Source organism: Microcoleus sp. T2B6 (assembly GCF_036700475.1).
Taxonomy (GTDB): Bacteria; Cyanobacteriota; Cyanobacteriia; order Cyanobacteriales; family Microcoleaceae; genus Microcoleus.
Genome location: NZ_JAUBOZ010000048.1, coordinates 42,077 through 59,007, shown reverse-complemented (window position 1 = coordinate 59,007; position 16,931 = coordinate 42,077). Strand labels below are relative to the sequence as shown.

The following is a 16,931-nucleotide window of genomic DNA, read 5'->3' as shown; positions in this document are numbered from 1 at the left end:
GCTCTTTCTGCCCATTCTTGTGACTACTTTCCTATGCCTGACCTCATTCCCGAATTTCAGACCTGAATCCTTACGCTTTATGTTCCTTAAAATAAGTTTGACCTGGAAGTAAACAGGAGGATAAAAGCAAATTTTCAAAAGGCATTAACTGTCTCTCAATCTTGAATTTTCAGTAAATTAGCATAAATGCGAGAAACATCATCCGACACTTGACCAAAAGTTTCCCAATTTATTGTACCTTCTTCACTGATAATGTTTTTGGCTGTTCCATCCTCAAACAAATAGACTGAAACTTTTTCTTGAGAAATAAAAGCATCTGTTCGCTCTAAATAAAACATTTCTTTAATGCTATCTGGATCTTCATGCTTAGCTGCTTGCATGAGATTAGCAAGATGGTCAACAATGTAGGGACTGTGGGTTGTAATTAAGACGTGCAATCCAGCATTGACTAACATTGCCAAAAATTCAGCTATCTCTACTTGAGCCGCTGGATGTAAATTCATTTCTGGCTCATCAATTATCAGTAACTCATTTGGTTCAACTAAATAGCGTAAACAGAGAACTAATGGAGCTAATTCTTTTACCATTGAAGAAACAATAGGCATCTCCAACTTGGTACTTTCTTTAGGTTGAAAAAGTAGTTCTTTTCGCAATTCTGATGATGTTTCAAAACCGACCTTTCCTTGTAAAATCTCTTTTTCTAAAAAATCAGCTAACTTCACATATTCCTCTACCAAAGGATTCTTTTTTATTTCCTCTTCTCTGTCTTTTTTTCTAGAACTCCATATAATCATCTCCAACAAACGCTTTACTGGTTCAACCAAAGGCGTTTTTCTGCGTTCAAATTCGGATTTATCTGTTTCTTTTAAAAGTTCTTCGCTTCTAACTTCTCGAAGTTGAAAAGAGCTAAATGGAAAAGTTATAAAAGTAGTCCTTTCAGTAGGGAATATATGTATATAAGCATAAAATGCTTTGTGGAGCATCTGAAAAATTTCCTGAATTACGAATTGCTTAATCGCTTTTTTAGGCAGCTTATTCAAAATTTTCCCGTTTGAATAAAAATACAATATTCCTTCGTCTGATTCTTTCAGGGCATTAAGTAAACCTAAAGAAATTTCACTCTCGACAGAAGCTGATTTTATCCTTTTCAACAACTCTGCTTTTGTTTCTGCTAAATTTAAATCTACTTGCAAGTTATCAAAATCTGCTCGTTCTGTAGCCATAAAAGAGGGCATCCAGTTTCGAGCCAAACGAGCCACATCATTAATATAAATTTCCGCACAGTCATTAGCAAATTTAATCATATCAATTTGTGCATTACCTTCATCAAAAAGTTGCTGAAGTGCGCTATCTATGATTGGATATGTCTGTTGGGTTTTACCGTCAAGATAAGCTTTTAAGTAATTTCCGTATCCCTGCTGTCCGAGGATCGCTGATAAAGTGTATGCAGCCCATGTTTTCCCTTCACCATTACGACCAATAAAAACAGTTAAAGGCTTTAAATCAATTTCTGCTTTTTCAACAACACCTAAGTTTCTAATTTCTAATTTCATTAAAAAATTTCCTGTTGATAAACTATCAGATAGAGAGGAACCTGAAACCGTTAGTTGTATAGATTTTTCATTCCTAAACCCATTATGCCAGGATTGGTGATTCTTGTTCAATATTAACAGCAAGTAGAGCGGCGACGAGCGCCGCATTTCCCAACATCAGCTCTAAGTCCACTGTCGGAAAAATGTATTTTCTTCCCAAGCGGCGGCGGTGCGTTTTTCAAGTGCTGCCATTTCTGTTGTGTTCAGGGGTTTGAATGCTTGGGCGACTTTGAAGTTTTCTTCTAATTGCTTTACTGACTCGGCGGCGATGACGCAGCAGTGCACGCCGGGAAGTGAAAGCGTGTAGCCCATTGCTTGGTGCATTCCATCTAAAACACCGTTCTGAAATAATTTGCCGTAAGCTGGTATTTTCATGGCTATGACGCCGATGTTTTTGGCTTTGGCCACTGGTAAAGCGCTGGTAACAAAGGAGCGCGGATGATGTTTTTCGGCGGCGTTGAGGGAGATTAATGTTGTGTCGAAAGGATAGCGATCCAAGCCTGCGGCAATGATGGCTGGTTCGTGGTGTCCGGTGATGCCGGAAAAACGAATTATTTTTTGCTGTTTGGCTTCTTCGATCGCCTTTATTGCTCCTTTGGCACTGAAAATTTTGTCTAATTCTGTTTGGAATGAGACGTGGTGGAGTTGCCACAAGTCTAGCCGATCGGTTTTCAATCTTTTGAGCGATCGCTCTAAGTCTCTCCACGCCCCGTCTCTGTCTCTGGCGGCGGTTTTTGTGGCTAAGAATAGGCGCGATCGATATGGTGGCAAAACTTTGCCTAAGTTTTCTTCGCTGGGCCCGTAGTCGGCTGCCGTGTCAAAATAGCGAATGCCTAGTTCGATCGCGCGTTCAATTTGCGCCGCTGCTTCTGCTTCTCTTCCCGGCTGCGACAGCGGTGTTTGTCCGGCCCCCCCCAAACCGAAAATCGGCACTTTCACGCCGGTGTTGCCTAACAGTCGTTCTGGCATTTTTACTGTGGCGACCGCCTGGTTATTGGGTGCGGCTGCGATTTCCCCATCCTGCTGTTCGATCGCCTTAGCACCTGCAATGCCGCTGGCAACAGCTATACTGCTCAATATAAAATTGCGGCGAGTCTTTTTGCGGGTCATTGTTTCCGTCTCCTCAGAATATGTGAGTAGAATTTAACCGCGTTTGTGTTGGCACAATACATAAATTTTTACTACAAATCGGATAATTTTCCCCCTCTCCGACGGAGGAGATTGCCGGGGGAAAATTCTCTATGTGCCGATCGACTATTGGTCAATTATCCATGCGCGAATCAGTTCGTTTATCTGTTCTGGTACTTCGTCGTGGGGACAGTGACCAGCTTTGATAAAGTGTTCTGTTAACTGCGGATAGTGTTTGCGAAATTTAGCGCTTCTTTCTGTGGAATTCATCCACGGATCGCCTTCTCCCCACAGCATTAGCAATGGGCAGGTTAATTGACTAAGTAATACGTCAATTTTTTCGCCTTGGGGTGTTCGGAATACGGAGGCGAATACTTTGGGGGCGCCGGGATCGCAGGAGGGAAGGTATATTTCTTCTACTAATTGGTCTGTGACGGCGCTTTGGTCGAGATATACTTTTTCTAGGGTTTTCCGAATTGTCGATCGCTGGCGCACGTACTGGAACAGCAGAAAACTTGCCCAATCTTGCTGAAATAAGGTTTTAGCTACTGCAGATATGGCTTTTTGCAAGGGCGGGGCTTCGGGTGCGGGCTGCGGTTCGCTGAAGGGGCCGGCGCTGTTGATTAATATGAGTCCGGCTGCTGATTCGGGGCGCCCGGCTGCTACACACAAGGCGGCGTAGCCTCCGAGGGAGTTGCCGGCTAGTACGGCGGGCCGGCCGATGATGTTGGTGATAAAATCGTGGAGTTGGTCGCGCCAGAGGTCGCCGCTGTACTGCAATTCGGGTTTTGCCGATCGCCCGAATCCGATCAGGTCGATCGCCCACACTTCAAAGTCTTTGCTCAGGCCGCTGATATTTTTGCGCCAGTGGTCTGTGGAGGCTCCAAAACCGTGAATTAACAGCAGGGGAGGGCGTTCTGGATGCCGATCGCTGGATCGAACGTAGTATACTGAATGCCCCCGCCACTGCCAGTAAGTGCCGGCTATGGGGGCTGCGGTTATGGCTGGGGTTGCTTGCATAATGTAAAGAAATAATTATTTACTATAACTATTGTATCGCGACATTCAGATTTATCTAGTTGGAACAACGCCCCGGAGTTTCGCCAGCAAAGGATAGGTCAATGTGGGCGAGTTGGGCTCTCGCGCTCGCCGGCACTCAGGCTTAATAAGTTTTGTAACGAATATTGATTTTGTGAGGGGCGCAGCAATGGGAGATATGTTGCCCGATCGCATTTGGGAAAATAAATCGGGTTTGGGCTGCAACACACCTAGGTATGATGATTGTGGTGTGTGGCGGTAAGAGAGAGCTCTGGGCGATGGCCCTTGCCCAGGGGCTGCGAGGGTCGAACCTGATTGGCGAGGGTGAAGGGATCGACTTTTTTATAGTTATTTCCGAGCTTTTCAACGTGGGGATCGTTTGTTAGGTAGCTGTTAATGGCTTGGAGGATGCAGCGAGCCGTTTGGTTGCTAGTTGGCAAAAGCCGACCTCAAAAATTTCGCTACTGGAAGAAGTTATAAGTAGAATTACTGATGGTTCTCTGCAGAAGTTTCTCAGAATCGCAGAATATTTTGTGACGTTGTTTGCTGTTCTTAATTGCTTTGATACTCTAAGATAGAAGTAGAGCAGCGCCGCTCAATTAATTAGCATTTTGAATACTAGGGAGCCAACTATGCAGGGTGTGAACTTTATCCACCTGAAAGTTAGGGAGTTTTCTGAGTGATTGCTATTTCACCTCGTCCCGTCGGACGCAATTGGATTACGATTAGCTTCGCTTCTACTCTATACCTTTGTCCTATTTTGGATCTGCTCCTAGCAGAGGTGCCAGATTTCTGGCAAGCAGAATTGCGGTTGGGGCTTCAAGAAGCTTTGGTAAATGCTGCTAAGCATGGAAACAAATTAGATCCCGCTAAAACTGTTGGAGTCCGTTTTTCGATCGTCCAAAACCAATATTGGTGGGTGATATCGGATGAAGGTTCTGGCTTTAAGGCTCCTTGCAGTTGCAACCTTTATACCGATGATTGCGACAGTCTCCTCGCAGAGGATGTTGCAGATAACTCTGGACTACCCCATGTGGAACAGGAATGTGGTAGGGGGTTGTTTATTCTTTACCAAATATTCGATCGGGTAGAGTGGAATTCTGAAGGTACAGAGTTACGGCTGTGCAAAGAACTTGCCAGTCCCTACCGACTGCCTCGCTTGCGCTAGCACCGCTATGAAAGCAGCAGTTTTCACCTCCGCTAGACCTGGAAATTTTTTCATTTTCGGGCTCAAGCTTGCAGTGAGAATTTGAACGCTATGGCTATTGATAGCTGATCATAATGCAAAATGTGAGTTTTGAGTTAAAAAAGTATAAATCTTTTGAACTCACAATCGCGCTGCTCGATCTAGCGGCGCGATTGTCTAAATTTTGAGCGACTACTCAAGTCAAAACTCAAGAATCAAAACTCAAAATTATTTGCCGTGGGTGGGGCAGGGAGGAGCAGATATCGATCGATCCAGCCATCCTGCTGCTTGGTTTAAGCGCGGGAGAGCTTCTTCGGGCTGTTTTTTGAGCAAAAAGACCAAAGCGGCCGCAGCTTGCTCGCAGGCCCGCGCGGAACGGTTGGCTTTGAGGCGGTGCCAATCTTTTTCGCCGATGGCGAGGCGCGCGGCGAGAGCTTGGGCGAGTTCTACCGTGCTCAGCTCGTTGAGGTTGACAGTTTGGGTTGTTTGTGTAGTTTCAAGCATAATTGGCAATTATACGGATTTGGCAGCCGTTTCTGAATTTAAAAAATATACTGCATATAATAACAACTTAATTGGAAATCGGTTTTTTTTATTATTATTGTCAGGTTTGCAGATCGAAATGCCTCAACAGCCGTCAGAGTTAAATCCCGAAGAGCAAGAAAGTGAGTTTGTTCAAGCGCTCGCAGCAGTTGAGCGATCGCTCGCAGGAGTCAAAGAACGGTACACTCAAATTCAGGTCGATCGACAGCGCCAAGTAGAACTCGGCCATCGCCGCGAAGAAATCCGCCAGTCGGGGCGCCGAAATCCATTGCCGGAACTCAAAAAAGAATTGCGGGAAATTGAGCAAGAATTGGAAACTATCGAGTTGAATTTAGAAAGCAGCCTGTTTTCGTGGGGAAGCATAAAACAACCTTTTTGGCAAGCAGTTCGGTTTGGGGGGCTTGGCATTTTGATCGGTTGGATTTTGAAATCCTATGCAGGTTGAAGGATGTTGGGAGTTACAATTTTTGATTTTTTTATTTACCGCAGAGGGCGCAGAGGGCGCAGAGGAAGAGAAAAGAGAGAAATATGGTGCAAAATATTAAATAAACAGGAGTGGATATTATGACAAATCAACGAATAGCAGCGATTTTGCGCGCAGGTGAACCAGAGGAAACTGTAACTGTTCAAGGCTGGGTTCGCACTAAGCGCGAATTGAAAGATTTTGCCTTTGTCGAAGTCAACGACGGTTCGGCGATGGCTAACTTGCAAGTAGTCATAAATTCCGATTTGCCAGATTTTGAAAATGTACTGAAACAACTGAATACAGGTGCATCTCTAGAAGTGTCGGGAGTGCTGGTAGCATCTCCGGCAAAAGGACAGCGAATTGAGTTGAAAGCCTCACAAGTACAAGTTTACGGCGATGCAGACCCGCAAACTTATCCGCTGCAAAAAAAGCGCCATTCCTTTGAATTCTTGCGGACAATCGCGCATTTGCGGCCGCGCACAAACACCCACGGTGCTGTTTTTCGAGTCCGCAATGCTTGTTCGGCGGCGGTACACCAATTTTTTCAAGAACGCGGTTTTTTGTGGGTTCATACTCCGATTATTGCTGCTAGCGACTGCGAAGGTGCGGGGGAAATGTTCGCCGTTACCAACTTTGATTTAAAGAATGTGCCGCGCACTGATTCGCAAGAGGTTGATTATGCTAAAGACTTTTTTGGAAAGCGGGCCTATTTAACAGTTAGCGGCCAGTTGGAAGCGGAAGTTATGGCGATGGCTTTCGGGAATGTTTACACTTTTGGCCCGACTTTCCGAGCGGAAAATTCTAATACTTCGCGGCATTTGGCGGAGTTTTGGATGATTGAACCGGAGATGGCTTTCTGCGATTTGCAGGGAGATATGGATTTGGCTGAGGCGTTTTTAAAGTACATTTTTAAATACGTTTTGGATCGTTGCCCGGAAGATATGGAGTTTTTCAATGAGCGCATTGACAAAACGGTTTTGGCTACTGCTGAAAATATCATTAATAATCAGTTCGAGCGGATTACTTATACCGAGGCGATCGCACTTTTGGAAAAAGCTGACAAAAAGTTTGATTTCCCGGTAAGTTGGGGCTTGGATTTGCAGTCGGAACACGAGCGTTATTTGGCTGAGGACTTGTTTAAAAAGCCGACAATTGTCAGCGATTATCCCGTCGGGATTAAAGCATTTTATATGCGTTTAAATGAGGACGAGAAAACCGTGCGAGCAATGGATGTTTTGGCTCCTAATATTGGGGAAATTATCGGCGGTTCGCAGCGGGAAGAAAGGCTGGATGTGTTGGAGCGGCGTATGGAAGCCCAGGGTATGAATAAGGAGGAATTGTGGTGGTATTTGGATTTGCGCCGCTACGGGACTGTGCCTCACGCTGGGTTTGGTTTGGGATTTGAACGGTTGGTGCAGTTTATGACGGGAATGGGGAATATTCGGGATGTAATTCCGTTTCCGAGAGCGCCTTTGAGTATTGATTTTTAGTTAATTCAGGACTTACGCAAAAAACCCGGTTTCTGAGAAAAATCCTGCACATCTGCGAGAAATATTGACATAGAAACCGGGTTTTGACGGCTCGTGCGTAAGTCCTGAATCGATTACCTGGAAGGTCGCAACTTCTGATTTAAGATTTGTAACGCCTTCACGAATTGAGGATCGGCGGTAGTCCCAATTTTACGATCGCGAAACAGGTCTTGCTGTTGCCTATCAGTCAGTTCTACGACTACATCAGGATTGAGTCCAGTTCGGTTAATATCTCGTCCTGTGGGCGTTAACCATTTTGCGACCGTGACTGCTAAACCTGAGCCATTCTGCAGTCCCCGTACAGACTGAATAGAATTATAACCTTTGGTTCTTGTTCCGACCAAGCTTGCTCGTTTATTTTCCTGCAAGGCTGCCGCCACGATTTCGCTGGCACTAGCAGAATTATCATTGATTAGGATGACTAAAGGTTTCTGGGTGAGTGCGCTATGATTGGCCTGGTTCTGGTCTTGTATTCCATCGCGTTCAATCATACTAAAAATGATGCCTCGATCGAGCCACATCCGAGCGATGTCAATGCTTGCTCTCAACAAGCCACCTGGATTAGAGCGAAGGTCGAACACGTAGCCTTTTACATTCTGTTTCTCCAAAGCTTCGATCGCCGCCTTCATATCCTCCGTAACCTGAGCACTGAAGTGATTTAGCCGAATATAACCAACCCGACCAAACGCAGTTTCCTCAACACGATACCGTACAGGAATATTTTTTGTATTGGCACGTTGAATTCTAAAAGTGAGGGGCTGACCATTACGAAGAATGCCTAGAGTAACATAGGTTCCCAGGTTTCCTTGTAGCAGTGTCAGGACTTCATAAAAAGCCTTCCTTTCGACTGGTTTACCATCAATTGTAGTGATGATATCATGTGGCAAGATTCCGGCTTTATGTGCCGGGGAATTTTCAGTAGGCTGGATAATCGTAACTGCTTGAGTATCCCGGTCATTTATAATTTCAAGTCCGGTTTGGGTAATATTAGCAGTGGTACTCTGCAAACTTTCGTATGCGACTGGATCGTAGAAAGCGGTGAATGGATCGCCCAGTAGCTTCAACATCTCTCGAATTGCTTGATATGCCTCTTCATAGGAACCATAGGACCGATTCACATAGCGTTGACGAATCGCATTCCAGTCCTGCTGATTGAATCTCGCATCAATGTATTGACGCGAGATTATCTGCCAAACTTCGTCCACTAAGGCCTTTGGGCTGTCCTGATCCGTGATAATGGTGGGAGAATTAACTGATTCGGGGGTCGATGGATTTGCGATCGCACCTAGCTGGGTGAATTGATTTGTGAGGAGTGCGATCGTCAGCAGTTTCAAAAACCGGGAAGAGATAAGACTTAAACGCATACTGACCACCTGATTAAGAGAGAATAATGAGAGCTGTATCGCAAGTTTTCACTACGAATTTATACCAAATTTGGGTGAAATACTTCCTTTATTTCTTAGTGATCTGTAGGGTGCGTCGCTGTCAGATCAGAAATGAAACTTGCGGATTGTTCCGGGCGACGCACCTTACCATAACGGTTTTATGAATGAAGTGAGGTACAAATTAAATGGGCGACACCCGATCGGTGTTTTCCAATCTAAAATCTCAAATCTCAAATGGTATGAGCTAATGGTTCTTCAAATCCCATCGAGTTCCAAAGCACCAACTGTCACCTGGGAAGCCCTACCAGCCGACTTTGTATTACCGGACGATCCCCTGGACAATATTCAACAACCGCCCCTTGCTGCCGCTCTCACCGATGCTCTGGGAGCCGCGGGACGCATTGGGCCGATCGCCCTAATCGGTTCCAATTTTGGACTGGTAGCGACTGTAAATAAGCAGATTGTAGTCAAAGCACCGGATTGGTTTTACGCGCCGCAAGTGCATCGAGTCGCAGAGGACACCATTCGCCGCAGTTACACGCCGAATCTGGAGGGTGCGCCGGTATCGGTGGTGATGGAGTTTTTGTCTAATAGACTTCTTGCAAAAGTCCTTTCGATCAAATTTTCGGACGGGCTCTCCGGCCCATCCCACAAGAGAAAAAACTTTTTGTGGGACGGGCCGGAGAGCCCGTCCCAGCTATTTTTGCAAGAGGTCTAATGAAGATTACGGCGAACTGTCGGTGCGATCGACTCCTCCCTATGGCAAGCTCTACTTCTACGAGCAGATTTTGCAAGTGCCCACCTATGTTACCTACGACCCCTACGAGCCCAAACTGGAAGTGCGGTATCTGCAAAATGGTGGTTATGCAGCCCAAACCGCTGATGCTGAGGGACGGGTGCGGATTCCAGAGTTGGATTTGTGGCTAGGGATTTGGTCGGGGGAACGGCTGGGGCAAACTATGAATTGGCTGCGCTGGTGGGATGAGGCTGGAAATTTGCTGCTGTGGAGTTCGGAACAGGCCCAACAGGAACGGCTGCGGGCCCAACAGGAACGCCAGCGGGCGGAGGTATTGGCGGCAAAGTTGCGGGAGTTGGGTGTCGATCCCGATCGGCTGGCTTGAAATGTCGCGATGTTCGTTAGTTAGCCGTAGGCTGCGTCGCCATCGAAAATTTACAAACAAGACCGACAATCTCGCAGCGACGCACCACACAATAGTTAGGTGCGTCGCTCAAAAACTTACAAATTCCAGCGAAGTTTCCGCAGCGACGCACCCTACAAAATACTTTCGCTCTGCCTGGGAACGAGTAAATAAATTAAGTCGCTGGGGGAATTGTGATATCAACAGATTGCACTTTTACCGAAGTTCCCAAACTCGATAACGGCGGTTGAATTGCTGCCGTATTTCCCACTACTAATGTTACCAGATTCTCCGGTTTCAAGTAAGTCTTGGCTACGCGCTGCACGTCGGCAACTGTTGCTGCTTCGATGCTGCGGCGGTAGCGAAAAATGAAATCTTCGGGATAACCGTAGTATTCGTAGCGCATTAATCGCGACAAAGTTTGACTGGGATTTTCAAATTTGAAGATGAAAGAATTCAGGGTGGAATCTTTAGCAAAAGCTAATTCTTCCGGGGTAATTGGTTCGGTGCGGATACGATCGATCTCGGCGCGAATTGCCTGGATAAACGGTACTGTGGCATCCGATCGCGTTTGGCCTCCTGCGACAAACACCCCCGGATAGTCAAATTTCGGACTCCAAGCTGCGTATACTGAATAAGCTAAACCTTGGCGCGATCGCACATTATTAAACAAACGACCACCGAAACCGTTCAAAACCCCGTTCATCACGTCCAAAGCACCGTAATCTGGACTGCTGAGCATTCCGCCCAAATGTCCCATTTGCACGTAACTTTGACTTAATTGCGGCTGATTTACCAAAAATATGCCGCCCCCATTTGCTGGCGATACCGTTGGTAGTGCAGGCACTTGTGCACTTTGAGTCGGTTGCCAGTTGCCGAATTTTTGCTCGACGAGCGATCGCATTTTAGCTGTATCAAAGTCGCCAGAAATACCCAAAATCATATTCTTGGGATGGAAATATTTCTGGTAGAAACTCACCAAATCGTCGCGGGAAATATTGGCGAGGGTTTTGTATTCTACAGTGCGCGCGTAAGGACTGCGATCGCCGTAAATTAACTTTTGAAACTCGCGACCGGTAATATCGTCAGGATCGTCATTGCGGCGGGCGATCGCACCTTGAGTTTGGTTCTTCGCTAAATCCAACTTTTCCTTAGCAAATATTGGTTCCCGAATCACTTCTGCAAATAAGTCAAACACGGGTTCCAAATCTTCAGCTAAAGCACTAAAATTAGCGCTGCCCGAACTAACATCAATCCCCGTTTCTACCGAAGCTGCTCGCTGTTCTAGCAACTGATTTAATTCATCAGCCGTATGCCGACTTGTGCCGCCAGTTCGCATCACTTCTCCCGTCAAACCTCCCAGTCCAATTTTATCGGCAGGTTCAAAGCGCTCGCCCGTGCGAAATAGCGCCGTTCCCCCAACTAGCGGGAGTTCCCGGTCTTCCATAAGATACACCCGGATGCCATTTTTCAGCTCGAAGCGAGTGTATTTAGGCAGTTTAATTTCTTCCAGCGGGGGAAATGTTAATTCGTCGTAGTGTTTGGGTGCAGCCGCGAAGGAAGGTAACAAATTAAACGTGCCCAGTGAAACAGTAAAAAAGCAAAGCGATAGCAGAAATAACTTTACTTTTTTCAGTCTCAATTTAGTCCTTTTCATTCTTTCTCCTAAGTTATACATTCTGACAAATGTTGACTGTTCGCTGTTGACTGTTCGCTGTTGGCTGTTCGCGGGAAAGCTCACCACTGACAACAGATAACTGACAATTGCCAACTGACAACTGCCAACTGACAACTGCCAACTGACAACTGACAACTGACAACTGACAACTGCCAACTGCCAACTGACTTCCTTAAAGCGGCAAAAGCTTACCAATCGTGCGATTTTCCGGGCGGAAAGTTGCCTGAGCGACACGCTGAATGTCAGCGGGAGTAACAGCCGCGATCGCATCCAATTCCTTGAACAAATTTCGCCACGAACCGGTGTTTACTTGATAGTCCACCAGCGCAAATGCCATGCCCATATTAGAATTGAGCGATCGCAACAAATCGGCTCTCGCTTGAGTTTTCACGCGATCCAATTCCAAAGCAGAAACCGGCTCAGTTTTCAGGCGCTCAATTTCCTTGTTCAAAGCTGCTGCCACCTCATCAACCGTGCGGCCTGGAGCAGTTTGAGCGTAAAATAACATCAAATTCGGATACTTTTCCCCCGGATAACCGCTGAAACCTTGAGCAGCCAGCGCCAATTGCTGTTGTTCTACCAAAGATTTATAGAGCCGAGAAGTGCGGCCATCGCTGAGCAAAGAACCAATCATTTCATAAATTGCATTGTCGGGATGATTCATCGCCGGTTTGTGGTATCCTTCCAAATACCAAGGTTGAGTTTTTAATTGCAGCGTGACTTCCTTAGTTTGCGTTTGGGGAGGTTCGACAAGTTGCAATTCTGGAGGGGCTGGTTTCGCCTTGTAACGGCCGAAATAAATTTGAGCTAGTCGCTTCACCTCCGAAGCTTTCACGTCTCCTACCACCGCCACAGTCAGCTTACTGGGGACGTAGTGAGTCTCGAAAAACTTCTGCACGTCGCTGCGGGTGAGGTTTTTAATGTCTTCAGTGTAGCCAATTACCGGGCGGCGGTAGGGATGAGCAGAGAAAGCTTTGTTGGCAAAAGCTTCAACCATTTGTCCGATCGGAGAATTCTCGGTTCGCAGCCTGCGCTCTTCTAAAATTACCTGTTTTTCTTTGTAAAATTCCCGAAATACTGGTTCTAGAAATCGCTCGGATTCCAGCGACATCCACATTTCTAACTTGTTAGCTGGAAGGCTGTAAAAATACATTGTGGCGTCGGTAGAAGTGGCGGCATTTAGTCCGACTCCGCCTGCTTGTTCCACTATTTTGCCGAGTTCATTGCGCTTGACAAATTGCGAAGCTTCGGCTTCAAATTTGTCAAATTCTGCTTTTAATTGGGCGACTTCTTCAGTTTTGCCGCTGGCCTTGGCTGCTTGCATTTGCTCGAAGAGTTGGTCTTGTTTTTCTAGCAGCGGCTTTTCGGCTTGGTAGTCGGTAGTGCCGATTTTTGGCGTGCCTTTGAAGGCTAAATGTTCGAGATAGTGAGCGACTCCGGTTTGGCCGTCGGGTTCGTTGGCGCCCCCGACATCGGCGTGAATCAGAAACGATGCTACGGGCGCTCTGGGCCTTTCGAGTACGATGAATTTCATGCCGTTGTCGAGCTTAAATTCGCTGACTTGGCTGATTACTCGATCGAGCGACGGTTGAACAGAGACTGCTTGCGAGCCGCTAGCGGGGTTGGGGCGGGCGAGGGCGATTTCCGGCGAAATTCCCCACCACAGCAGTACAGCGGCTAGCAGGGAGGCAATGAATCGAGTTTGGCGATCGGGCGATTCCCTACGGGATAGCTTCGCTTCACGGGGTTTTTGGAACTGCGGGGTCATTCGATTTTAGATTTTAGATTTTAGATTTTGGATTGTCAAACAAAAAAATGTTTGTGCTCGGTGGCCAGAGATTCTTTTCTCAGGATAAAGATTTTTGGAGGCATAAGCGATCTGTTGCGCCGCAGATGTTAGGCTGATACAGCAAATCTCAAAAAGGGTCATTCGATTTTAGATTTTAGATTTTGGATTTTGGATTGTCAAACAAAAAAATGTTTGCCCTCAATGCCAGAGATTCTTTTTAAAACTTAACATCAATTAGTCCCTCAGTCCAGCTCCCGTAGTTCCAAGTAGCCAATTACCCATTGCAAAGCCATGCGAATTTTTAATCAGTCTCCTCCTTCTGAAACAGAAACCAAGAAGCGGATTTTACAAGCCGCTCAGCGGTTGTTTGCCCGCAGCGGATACGACGGCACGACAACTCGCGATTTAGCAGCGGCGGCGGGGGTGGCCGAGGGTACGCTATTTCGGCATTTTGATAATAAAAAAGCGATTTTGATTGAGGTGGCGACGGAAGGATGGGTGGAGTTGCTGACGGATTTGCTGACTGAATTAAGCGAGATGGGCAGTTACAAAGCAGTGGCTCAGGTGATGCGGCGGCGGATGCTGAATATCCGCGAGAATAGCGACATGATGCGGGTGTGTTTTTTGGAGGCGCAATTTCACCCGGATTTGCGCGACAGAATTCAGTTGGAAGTCATCGGAAAAATGAGCGATGTTGCTGAGGCTTTTTTTGAAACAGCGATGGAAAAAGGAGTTTATCGGAAGATGAATCCGAAGATTGTCGCTCAGGTTTTTTTGGGAATGTTTGCAGTCGCGGGTTTCAGTCAAAATACGATTATGGAGCCGAATGCTTCTCCGCAGGAAATGCAGGAAATGGCTGAAGGACTCGCTGATATTTTTCTGAATGGGGTTTTGCTGAAAGATGAATAATTAGGGCAACAGGGAAAAGTTGTTATGGGCCAAATTTTGCGCTATTCTATTCGGCCGCTAACGCAGGAAGACGAGCCTTTTCTGTGGCAAATGCTGTATGAAGCGGCGCACATGGCAGAAGAAGGCGAATCAACGGTGCAAGCGGTTGTGAATCATCCTTTAATTGCGAAATATGTCAAAAATTGGGGACGTGCCAACGATTTGGGCTTCGCAGCAATCGAATTGAACGGGAACCAGCCAGTAGGAGCCGCCTGGGTGCGTTTGTTTACAGGGGATGACAAGGGGTTTGGGTGGGTTGACCATACTATCCCGGAATTGGCGATCGCCGTTCTTCCAGAATATACAAATCAGGGTGTAGGAACGCAGTTGCTGGATCGTTTGCTGTCAGCAGCCAAAGTCTCTTATCGATCGGTATCCCTGAGTGTCAGAAGCTCGAATCGGGCCCTGAGTTTGTACGAGCGATCGGGATTTAAAGTAATTGAGGGAAGCGAGACAATCAACCGCACAGGAGGGACATCATTCACCATGAAAGTGGATTTTGAGTAAGTGAATTATTACTCTATAAATTGGTACATTTGCTGTACCCACTTCTCCCGATTATTCTGCCATTCATCCGTCACTACTTCCCAAGTTGTATTGCTTTCAAGTTCCAGCAATAGACTTGATACTTCTTCCAGCGTCGATGCTATATGACATTCTTCTACCCAACTTTCACGGATCATTTTCCAGAGACTTTGTACCGCTTCTCGCTGATAATTTGATTCTAATTCAACTAGCAATTTTGCTAGGTGTTTTTCGTCACTTGCTGCTGACACCTCGCTCATCCAACAGTCGCGACGTTCTTTCCATTCTTCCCTCACTGCGTCCCAGTTTAGGTGGGCTTGAAACTCTAACAGTAATTGGTTTAGTTCTACCATATTAAATTTTGTCTTGTTTGCAGTTTGTGCTATAATGGTACAAATTTTATTGATTGAGACTGTTGGTTTTTTATAATGAGCAATTTTGCTGAGGCTTTTTTGGAAACGGCGATGGAAAAACAAGTTTATCCAAAGATGAATCCGAAGATTGTCGCTCAGGTATTTTTGGGAATGTTTGCAGTCGCGCCCTTCAGTCAAAATACGATTAGGGAGCGGAATGCTTCTCGGTAGCAAATGCAGGAAATGGCTGAAGGACTCGCAGATATTTGTCTGAATGGGGTTTGGCAGAAAGATGAAGAATTAGTTATTAGTCATTAGGAAATTATAGAGCCTGAAAACGCATATCTACAGGCTCTGACTCCTCGAAACTACTCGTTAAACTTGTGCAATTGCTGTACCCACTTCTCCCGCTTCTGCTGCCATTCATCAGCCATAGCTTCCGAATTTATATTGGTTTCAAGTTCCAGCAATAAACTTGATACTTCTTGAACAATCGATGCTCCCAGACATTCTTCTACCCAAAGGTTGCGACGCTCTTGCCACTGAATATCAACCGATTCTCCCTGCAAGTTTGATTCCCATTCAACTAGCAATTCTGCTAGATATGTCAGGTTAACTGATGCTGCCACACCGCTAACCCAACTTGACCGGCGCTCTTGCCATTCTTTTTTCACTCCTTCCGATTTGAGGTTGCTTTCAAGCTCTAACACTAACTGATTTAGTTCTACCATCTTAAATGTTGGGTTTTTTGTAGTTTGTGCTACAATTTTACCAAAATTTTCACTAAACAGAGTGTTAAGTTTTTTTTAAGATTGCGGTCGCAGTGAAACTACAGAATAGATAACTGAATAATGAGCGATAAATTTACTTTAGATATGCTAGACATTCCCAGCGGCTGGCGGCGCGGCGAAGGTGACTGGACAGGAGTGGCGGCGGCTATGGCTAGAGGGGAAACTGTAGAAGTAATTCAAGAAGTTGGTTCTACTTTGTGGCAAAACAGTCTGCCAGAAAAACATTCTTTGTATTGGGATGGGGAAAATATATCAACTATCAAAGCCCGAATTTGGATTAGTTTCACCCAGAGAAGATTTTCGCCGGAATCTGCTTTGCCCAAAGTTCAGTGGCATCCGAGAGTGTTGTGGATAGGGATAGGTTGTGAACGCGGAACAGGGCGAGAATTAATCGAAACAGCAATTCAAAATGTATGTCGCGGTTATCATTTAGCGGAAAGTGCGATCGCAGGTATTGCTACAATAGACACTAAAGCAGGTGAAGTCGGCTTGCTGGAACTTTGTCAAGCGCGAAACTGGCCGTTAAAAACTTTTGCTGCTGACATTTTAAGTTCCGTAGAAGTCCCCAATCCTTCAAATATTGTAGTCAAACAAGTCGGCACGCCCAGCGTAGCAGAAGCCGCGGCACTTTGTGCGATCGAACTAATATCTTGTACCATTCTCAAGAACAGGCAAGATGCCTGTTCCACAATTCTCAACAACAGGCAAGATGCCTGTTCCACAAAGAGTGAATCTGCTTGTGGGGTGGGCATCTTGCCTGCCCATACCATTCTCAAGAACAGGCAAGATGCCTGTTCCACAATTCTCAACAACAGGCAAGATGCCTGTTCCACAAAGAGTG

18 protein-coding genes and 1 pseudogene are annotated in these 16,931 nt (G+C 46.0%); 10 read left to right on the top strand and 9 right to left on the bottom strand.

All coding sequences use genetic code 11. The features are described 5' to 3' along the window. Positions 1-155 precede the first annotated feature (155 nt). The 3 genes from QUA00_RS20595 to QUA00_RS20585 all read right to left on the bottom strand — a co-directional run bounded on the left by QUA00_RS20595 (position 156) and on the right by QUA00_RS20585 (position 3,740). Positions 156-1,553: an AAA family ATPase gene (locus tag QUA00_RS20595; RefSeq protein WP_333143289.1), complete on the bottom strand. Its 1,398-nt coding sequence runs from the start codon at positions 1,551-1,553 to the stop codon at positions 156-158. 162 nt (positions 1,554-1,715) lie between these two features. After that, the gene (locus QUA00_RS20590) at positions 1,716-2,702 is read right to left on the bottom strand and encodes an aldo/keto reductase (RefSeq protein ID WP_333143288.1); all 987 of its coding nucleotides are present in this window, start codon (positions 2,700-2,702) and stop codon (positions 1,716-1,718) included. A 144-nt stretch (positions 2,703-2,846) separates the two neighbouring features. Continuing rightward, a complete protein-coding gene (locus QUA00_RS20585; RefSeq protein WP_333143287.1) occupies positions 2,847-3,740 on the bottom strand; it encodes an alpha/beta fold hydrolase in 894 nt (297 codons plus the stop codon). A gap of 103 nt (positions 3,741-3,843) precedes the next feature. Here QUA00_RS20585 and QUA00_RS20580 point away from each other — a divergent pair, with 103 nt between their 5' ends. Both QUA00_RS20580 and QUA00_RS20575 read left to right on the top strand, forming a co-directional pair. Then, positions 3,844-4,020, top strand: coding sequence for a hypothetical protein (locus tag QUA00_RS20580; RefSeq protein WP_333410964.1), 177 nt, complete (start codon positions 3,844-3,846; stop codon positions 4,018-4,020). A gap of 417 nt (positions 4,021-4,437) precedes the next feature. Further along, the gene (locus QUA00_RS20575) at positions 4,438-4,926 is read left to right on the top strand and encodes an anti-sigma regulatory factor (RefSeq protein WP_333143285.1); all 489 of its coding nucleotides are present in this window, start codon (positions 4,438-4,440) and stop codon (positions 4,924-4,926) included. Between the two features lie 246 nt (positions 4,927-5,172). Here QUA00_RS20575 and QUA00_RS20570 read toward each other — a convergent pair whose 3' ends face one another. After that, positions 5,173-5,448 (bottom strand): DUF6439 family protein, encoded by a 276-nt coding sequence (locus QUA00_RS20570; protein ID WP_333103061.1) that lies wholly within the window; start codon positions 5,446-5,448, stop codon positions 5,173-5,175. A gap of 118 nt (positions 5,449-5,566) precedes the next feature. Here QUA00_RS20570 and QUA00_RS20565 point away from each other — a divergent pair, with 118 nt between their 5' ends. Further along, on the top strand, positions 5,567-5,932 hold the full coding sequence (locus tag QUA00_RS20565; protein ID WP_333143283.1) for a DUF2203 domain-containing protein: 366 nt from the start codon (positions 5,567-5,569) through the stop codon (positions 5,930-5,932). Positions 5,933-6,051: 119 nt separating this feature from the next. Then, a complete protein-coding gene (gene asnS, locus QUA00_RS20560) occupies positions 6,052-7,443 on the top strand; it encodes an asparagine--tRNA ligase (protein WP_333283985.1) in 1,392 nt (463 codons plus the stop codon). Positions 7,444-7,556: 113 nt separating this feature from the next. Here the strand turns inward: asnS and QUA00_RS20555 are convergent, their stop codons facing one another. Beyond that, complete coding sequence (locus tag QUA00_RS20555; RefSeq protein WP_333410963.1) at positions 7,557-8,846, bottom strand: S41 family peptidase; 1,290 nt, start codon at positions 8,844-8,846, stop codon at positions 7,557-7,559. 268 nt (positions 8,847-9,114) lie between these two features. On the opposite strand from QUA00_RS20555, the gene QUA00_RS20550 reads away from it, so the two are divergent. Both QUA00_RS20550 and QUA00_RS20545 read left to right on the top strand, forming a co-directional pair. Then, positions 9,115-9,585 carry a hypothetical protein gene (locus QUA00_RS20550; RefSeq protein ID WP_333143280.1) on the top strand — a complete coding sequence of 157 codons (471 nt, stop codon included), beginning with the start codon at positions 9,115-9,117 and terminating at the stop codon, positions 9,583-9,585. A gap of 22 nt (positions 9,586-9,607) precedes the next feature. Continuing rightward, positions 9,608-9,988: a hypothetical protein gene (locus tag QUA00_RS20545; RefSeq protein ID WP_333143279.1), complete on the top strand. Its 381-nt coding sequence runs from the start codon at positions 9,608-9,610 to the stop codon at positions 9,986-9,988. Positions 9,989-10,181: 193 nt separating this feature from the next. Here the strand turns inward: QUA00_RS20545 and QUA00_RS20540 are convergent, their stop codons facing one another. Together QUA00_RS20540 and QUA00_RS20535 are read right to left on the bottom strand one after the other, a co-directional pair. Continuing rightward, the gene (locus QUA00_RS20540; protein ID WP_333410965.1) at positions 10,182-11,663 is read right to left on the bottom strand and encodes a pitrilysin family protein; all 1,482 of its coding nucleotides are present in this window, start codon (positions 11,661-11,663) and stop codon (positions 10,182-10,184) included. 193 nt (positions 11,664-11,856) lie between these two features. Continuing rightward, complete coding sequence (locus QUA00_RS20535; protein ID WP_333410962.1) at positions 11,857-13,452, bottom strand: pitrilysin family protein; 1,596 nt, start codon at positions 13,450-13,452, stop codon at positions 11,857-11,859. A 312-nt stretch (positions 13,453-13,764) separates the two neighbouring features. On the opposite strand from QUA00_RS20535, the gene QUA00_RS20530 reads away from it, so the two are divergent. Both QUA00_RS20530 and QUA00_RS20525 read left to right on the top strand, forming a co-directional pair. Then, the gene (locus QUA00_RS20530; RefSeq protein ID WP_333083393.1) at positions 13,765-14,382 is read left to right on the top strand and encodes a TetR/AcrR family transcriptional regulator; all 618 of its coding nucleotides are present in this window, start codon (positions 13,765-13,767) and stop codon (positions 14,380-14,382) included. A gap of 24 nt (positions 14,383-14,406) precedes the next feature. Beyond that, a complete protein-coding gene (locus QUA00_RS20525) occupies positions 14,407-14,928 on the top strand; it encodes a GNAT family N-acetyltransferase (RefSeq protein WP_333305069.1) in 522 nt (173 codons plus the stop codon). An 8-nt stretch (positions 14,929-14,936) separates the two neighbouring features. Here QUA00_RS20525 and QUA00_RS20520 read toward each other — a convergent pair whose 3' ends face one another. Next, complete coding sequence (locus tag QUA00_RS20520) at positions 14,937-15,299, bottom strand: hypothetical protein (protein ID WP_333143275.1); 363 nt, start codon at positions 15,297-15,299, stop codon at positions 14,937-14,939. Between the two features lie 75 nt (positions 15,300-15,374). Between QUA00_RS20520 and QUA00_RS20515 the strand changes: the two are divergent. Beyond that, positions 15,375-15,617 (top strand): annotated as a pseudogene (locus tag QUA00_RS20515) (TetR/AcrR family transcriptional regulator); the annotation flags it as partial. Between the two features lie 50 nt (positions 15,618-15,667). Here the strand turns inward: QUA00_RS20515 and QUA00_RS20510 are convergent. Continuing rightward, positions 15,668-16,030 (bottom strand): hypothetical protein, encoded by a 363-nt coding sequence (locus QUA00_RS20510; protein WP_333305071.1) that lies wholly within the window; start codon positions 16,028-16,030, stop codon positions 15,668-15,670. 120 nt (positions 16,031-16,150) lie between these two features. On the opposite strand from QUA00_RS20510, the gene QUA00_RS20505 reads away from it, so the two are divergent. After that, a partial coding sequence (locus QUA00_RS20505; protein ID WP_333410961.1) for a cobalamin biosynthesis protein occupies positions 16,151-16,931 on the top strand: 781 nt, incomplete at its 3' end.

Bases quoted from the DNA above. Each gene is read 5' to 3' on its own strand.
- QUA00_RS20595 (WP_333143289.1), bottom strand. From the start codon at position 1,553: ATGAAATTAGAAATTAGAAACTTAGGTGTTGTTGAAAAAGCAGAAATT.
- QUA00_RS20590 (WP_333143288.1), bottom strand. From the start codon at position 2,702: ATGACCCGCAAAAAGACTCGCCGCAATTTTATATTGAGCAGTATAGCT.
- QUA00_RS20585 (WP_333143287.1), bottom strand. From the start codon at position 3,740: ATGCAAGCAACCCCAGCCATAACCGCAGCCCCCATAGCCGGCACTTAC.
- QUA00_RS20570 (WP_333103061.1), bottom strand. From the start codon at position 5,448: ATGCTTGAAACTACACAAACAACCCAAACTGTCAACCTCAACGAGCTG.
- QUA00_RS20565 (WP_333143283.1), top strand. From the start codon at position 5,567: ATGCCTCAACAGCCGTCAGAGTTAAATCCCGAAGAGCAAGAAAGTGAG.
- asnS (WP_333283985.1), top strand. From the start codon at position 6,052: ATGACAAATCAACGAATAGCAGCGATTTTGCGCGCAGGTGAACCAGAG.
- QUA00_RS20555 (WP_333410963.1), bottom strand. From the start codon at position 8,846: ATGCGTTTAAGTCTTATCTCTTCCCGGTTTTTGAAACTGCTGACGATC.
- QUA00_RS20550 (WP_333143280.1), top strand. From the start codon at position 9,115: ATGGTTCTTCAAATCCCATCGAGTTCCAAAGCACCAACTGTCACCTGG.
- QUA00_RS20540 (WP_333410965.1), bottom strand. From the start codon at position 11,663: ATGAAAAGGACTAAATTGAGACTGAAAAAAGTAAAGTTATTTCTGCTA.
- QUA00_RS20535 (WP_333410962.1), bottom strand. From the start codon at position 13,452: ATGACCCCGCAGTTCCAAAAACCCCGTGAAGCGAAGCTATCCCGTAGG.
- QUA00_RS20530 (WP_333083393.1), top strand. From the start codon at position 13,765: ATGCGAATTTTTAATCAGTCTCCTCCTTCTGAAACAGAAACCAAGAAG.
- QUA00_RS20525 (WP_333305069.1), top strand. From the start codon at position 14,407: ATGGGCCAAATTTTGCGCTATTCTATTCGGCCGCTAACGCAGGAAGAC.
- QUA00_RS20520 (WP_333143275.1), bottom strand. From the start codon at position 15,299: ATGGTAGAACTAAACCAATTACTGTTAGAGTTTCAAGCCCACCTAAAC.
- QUA00_RS20510 (WP_333305071.1), bottom strand. From the start codon at position 16,030: ATGGTAGAACTAAATCAGTTAGTGTTAGAGCTTGAAAGCAACCTCAAA.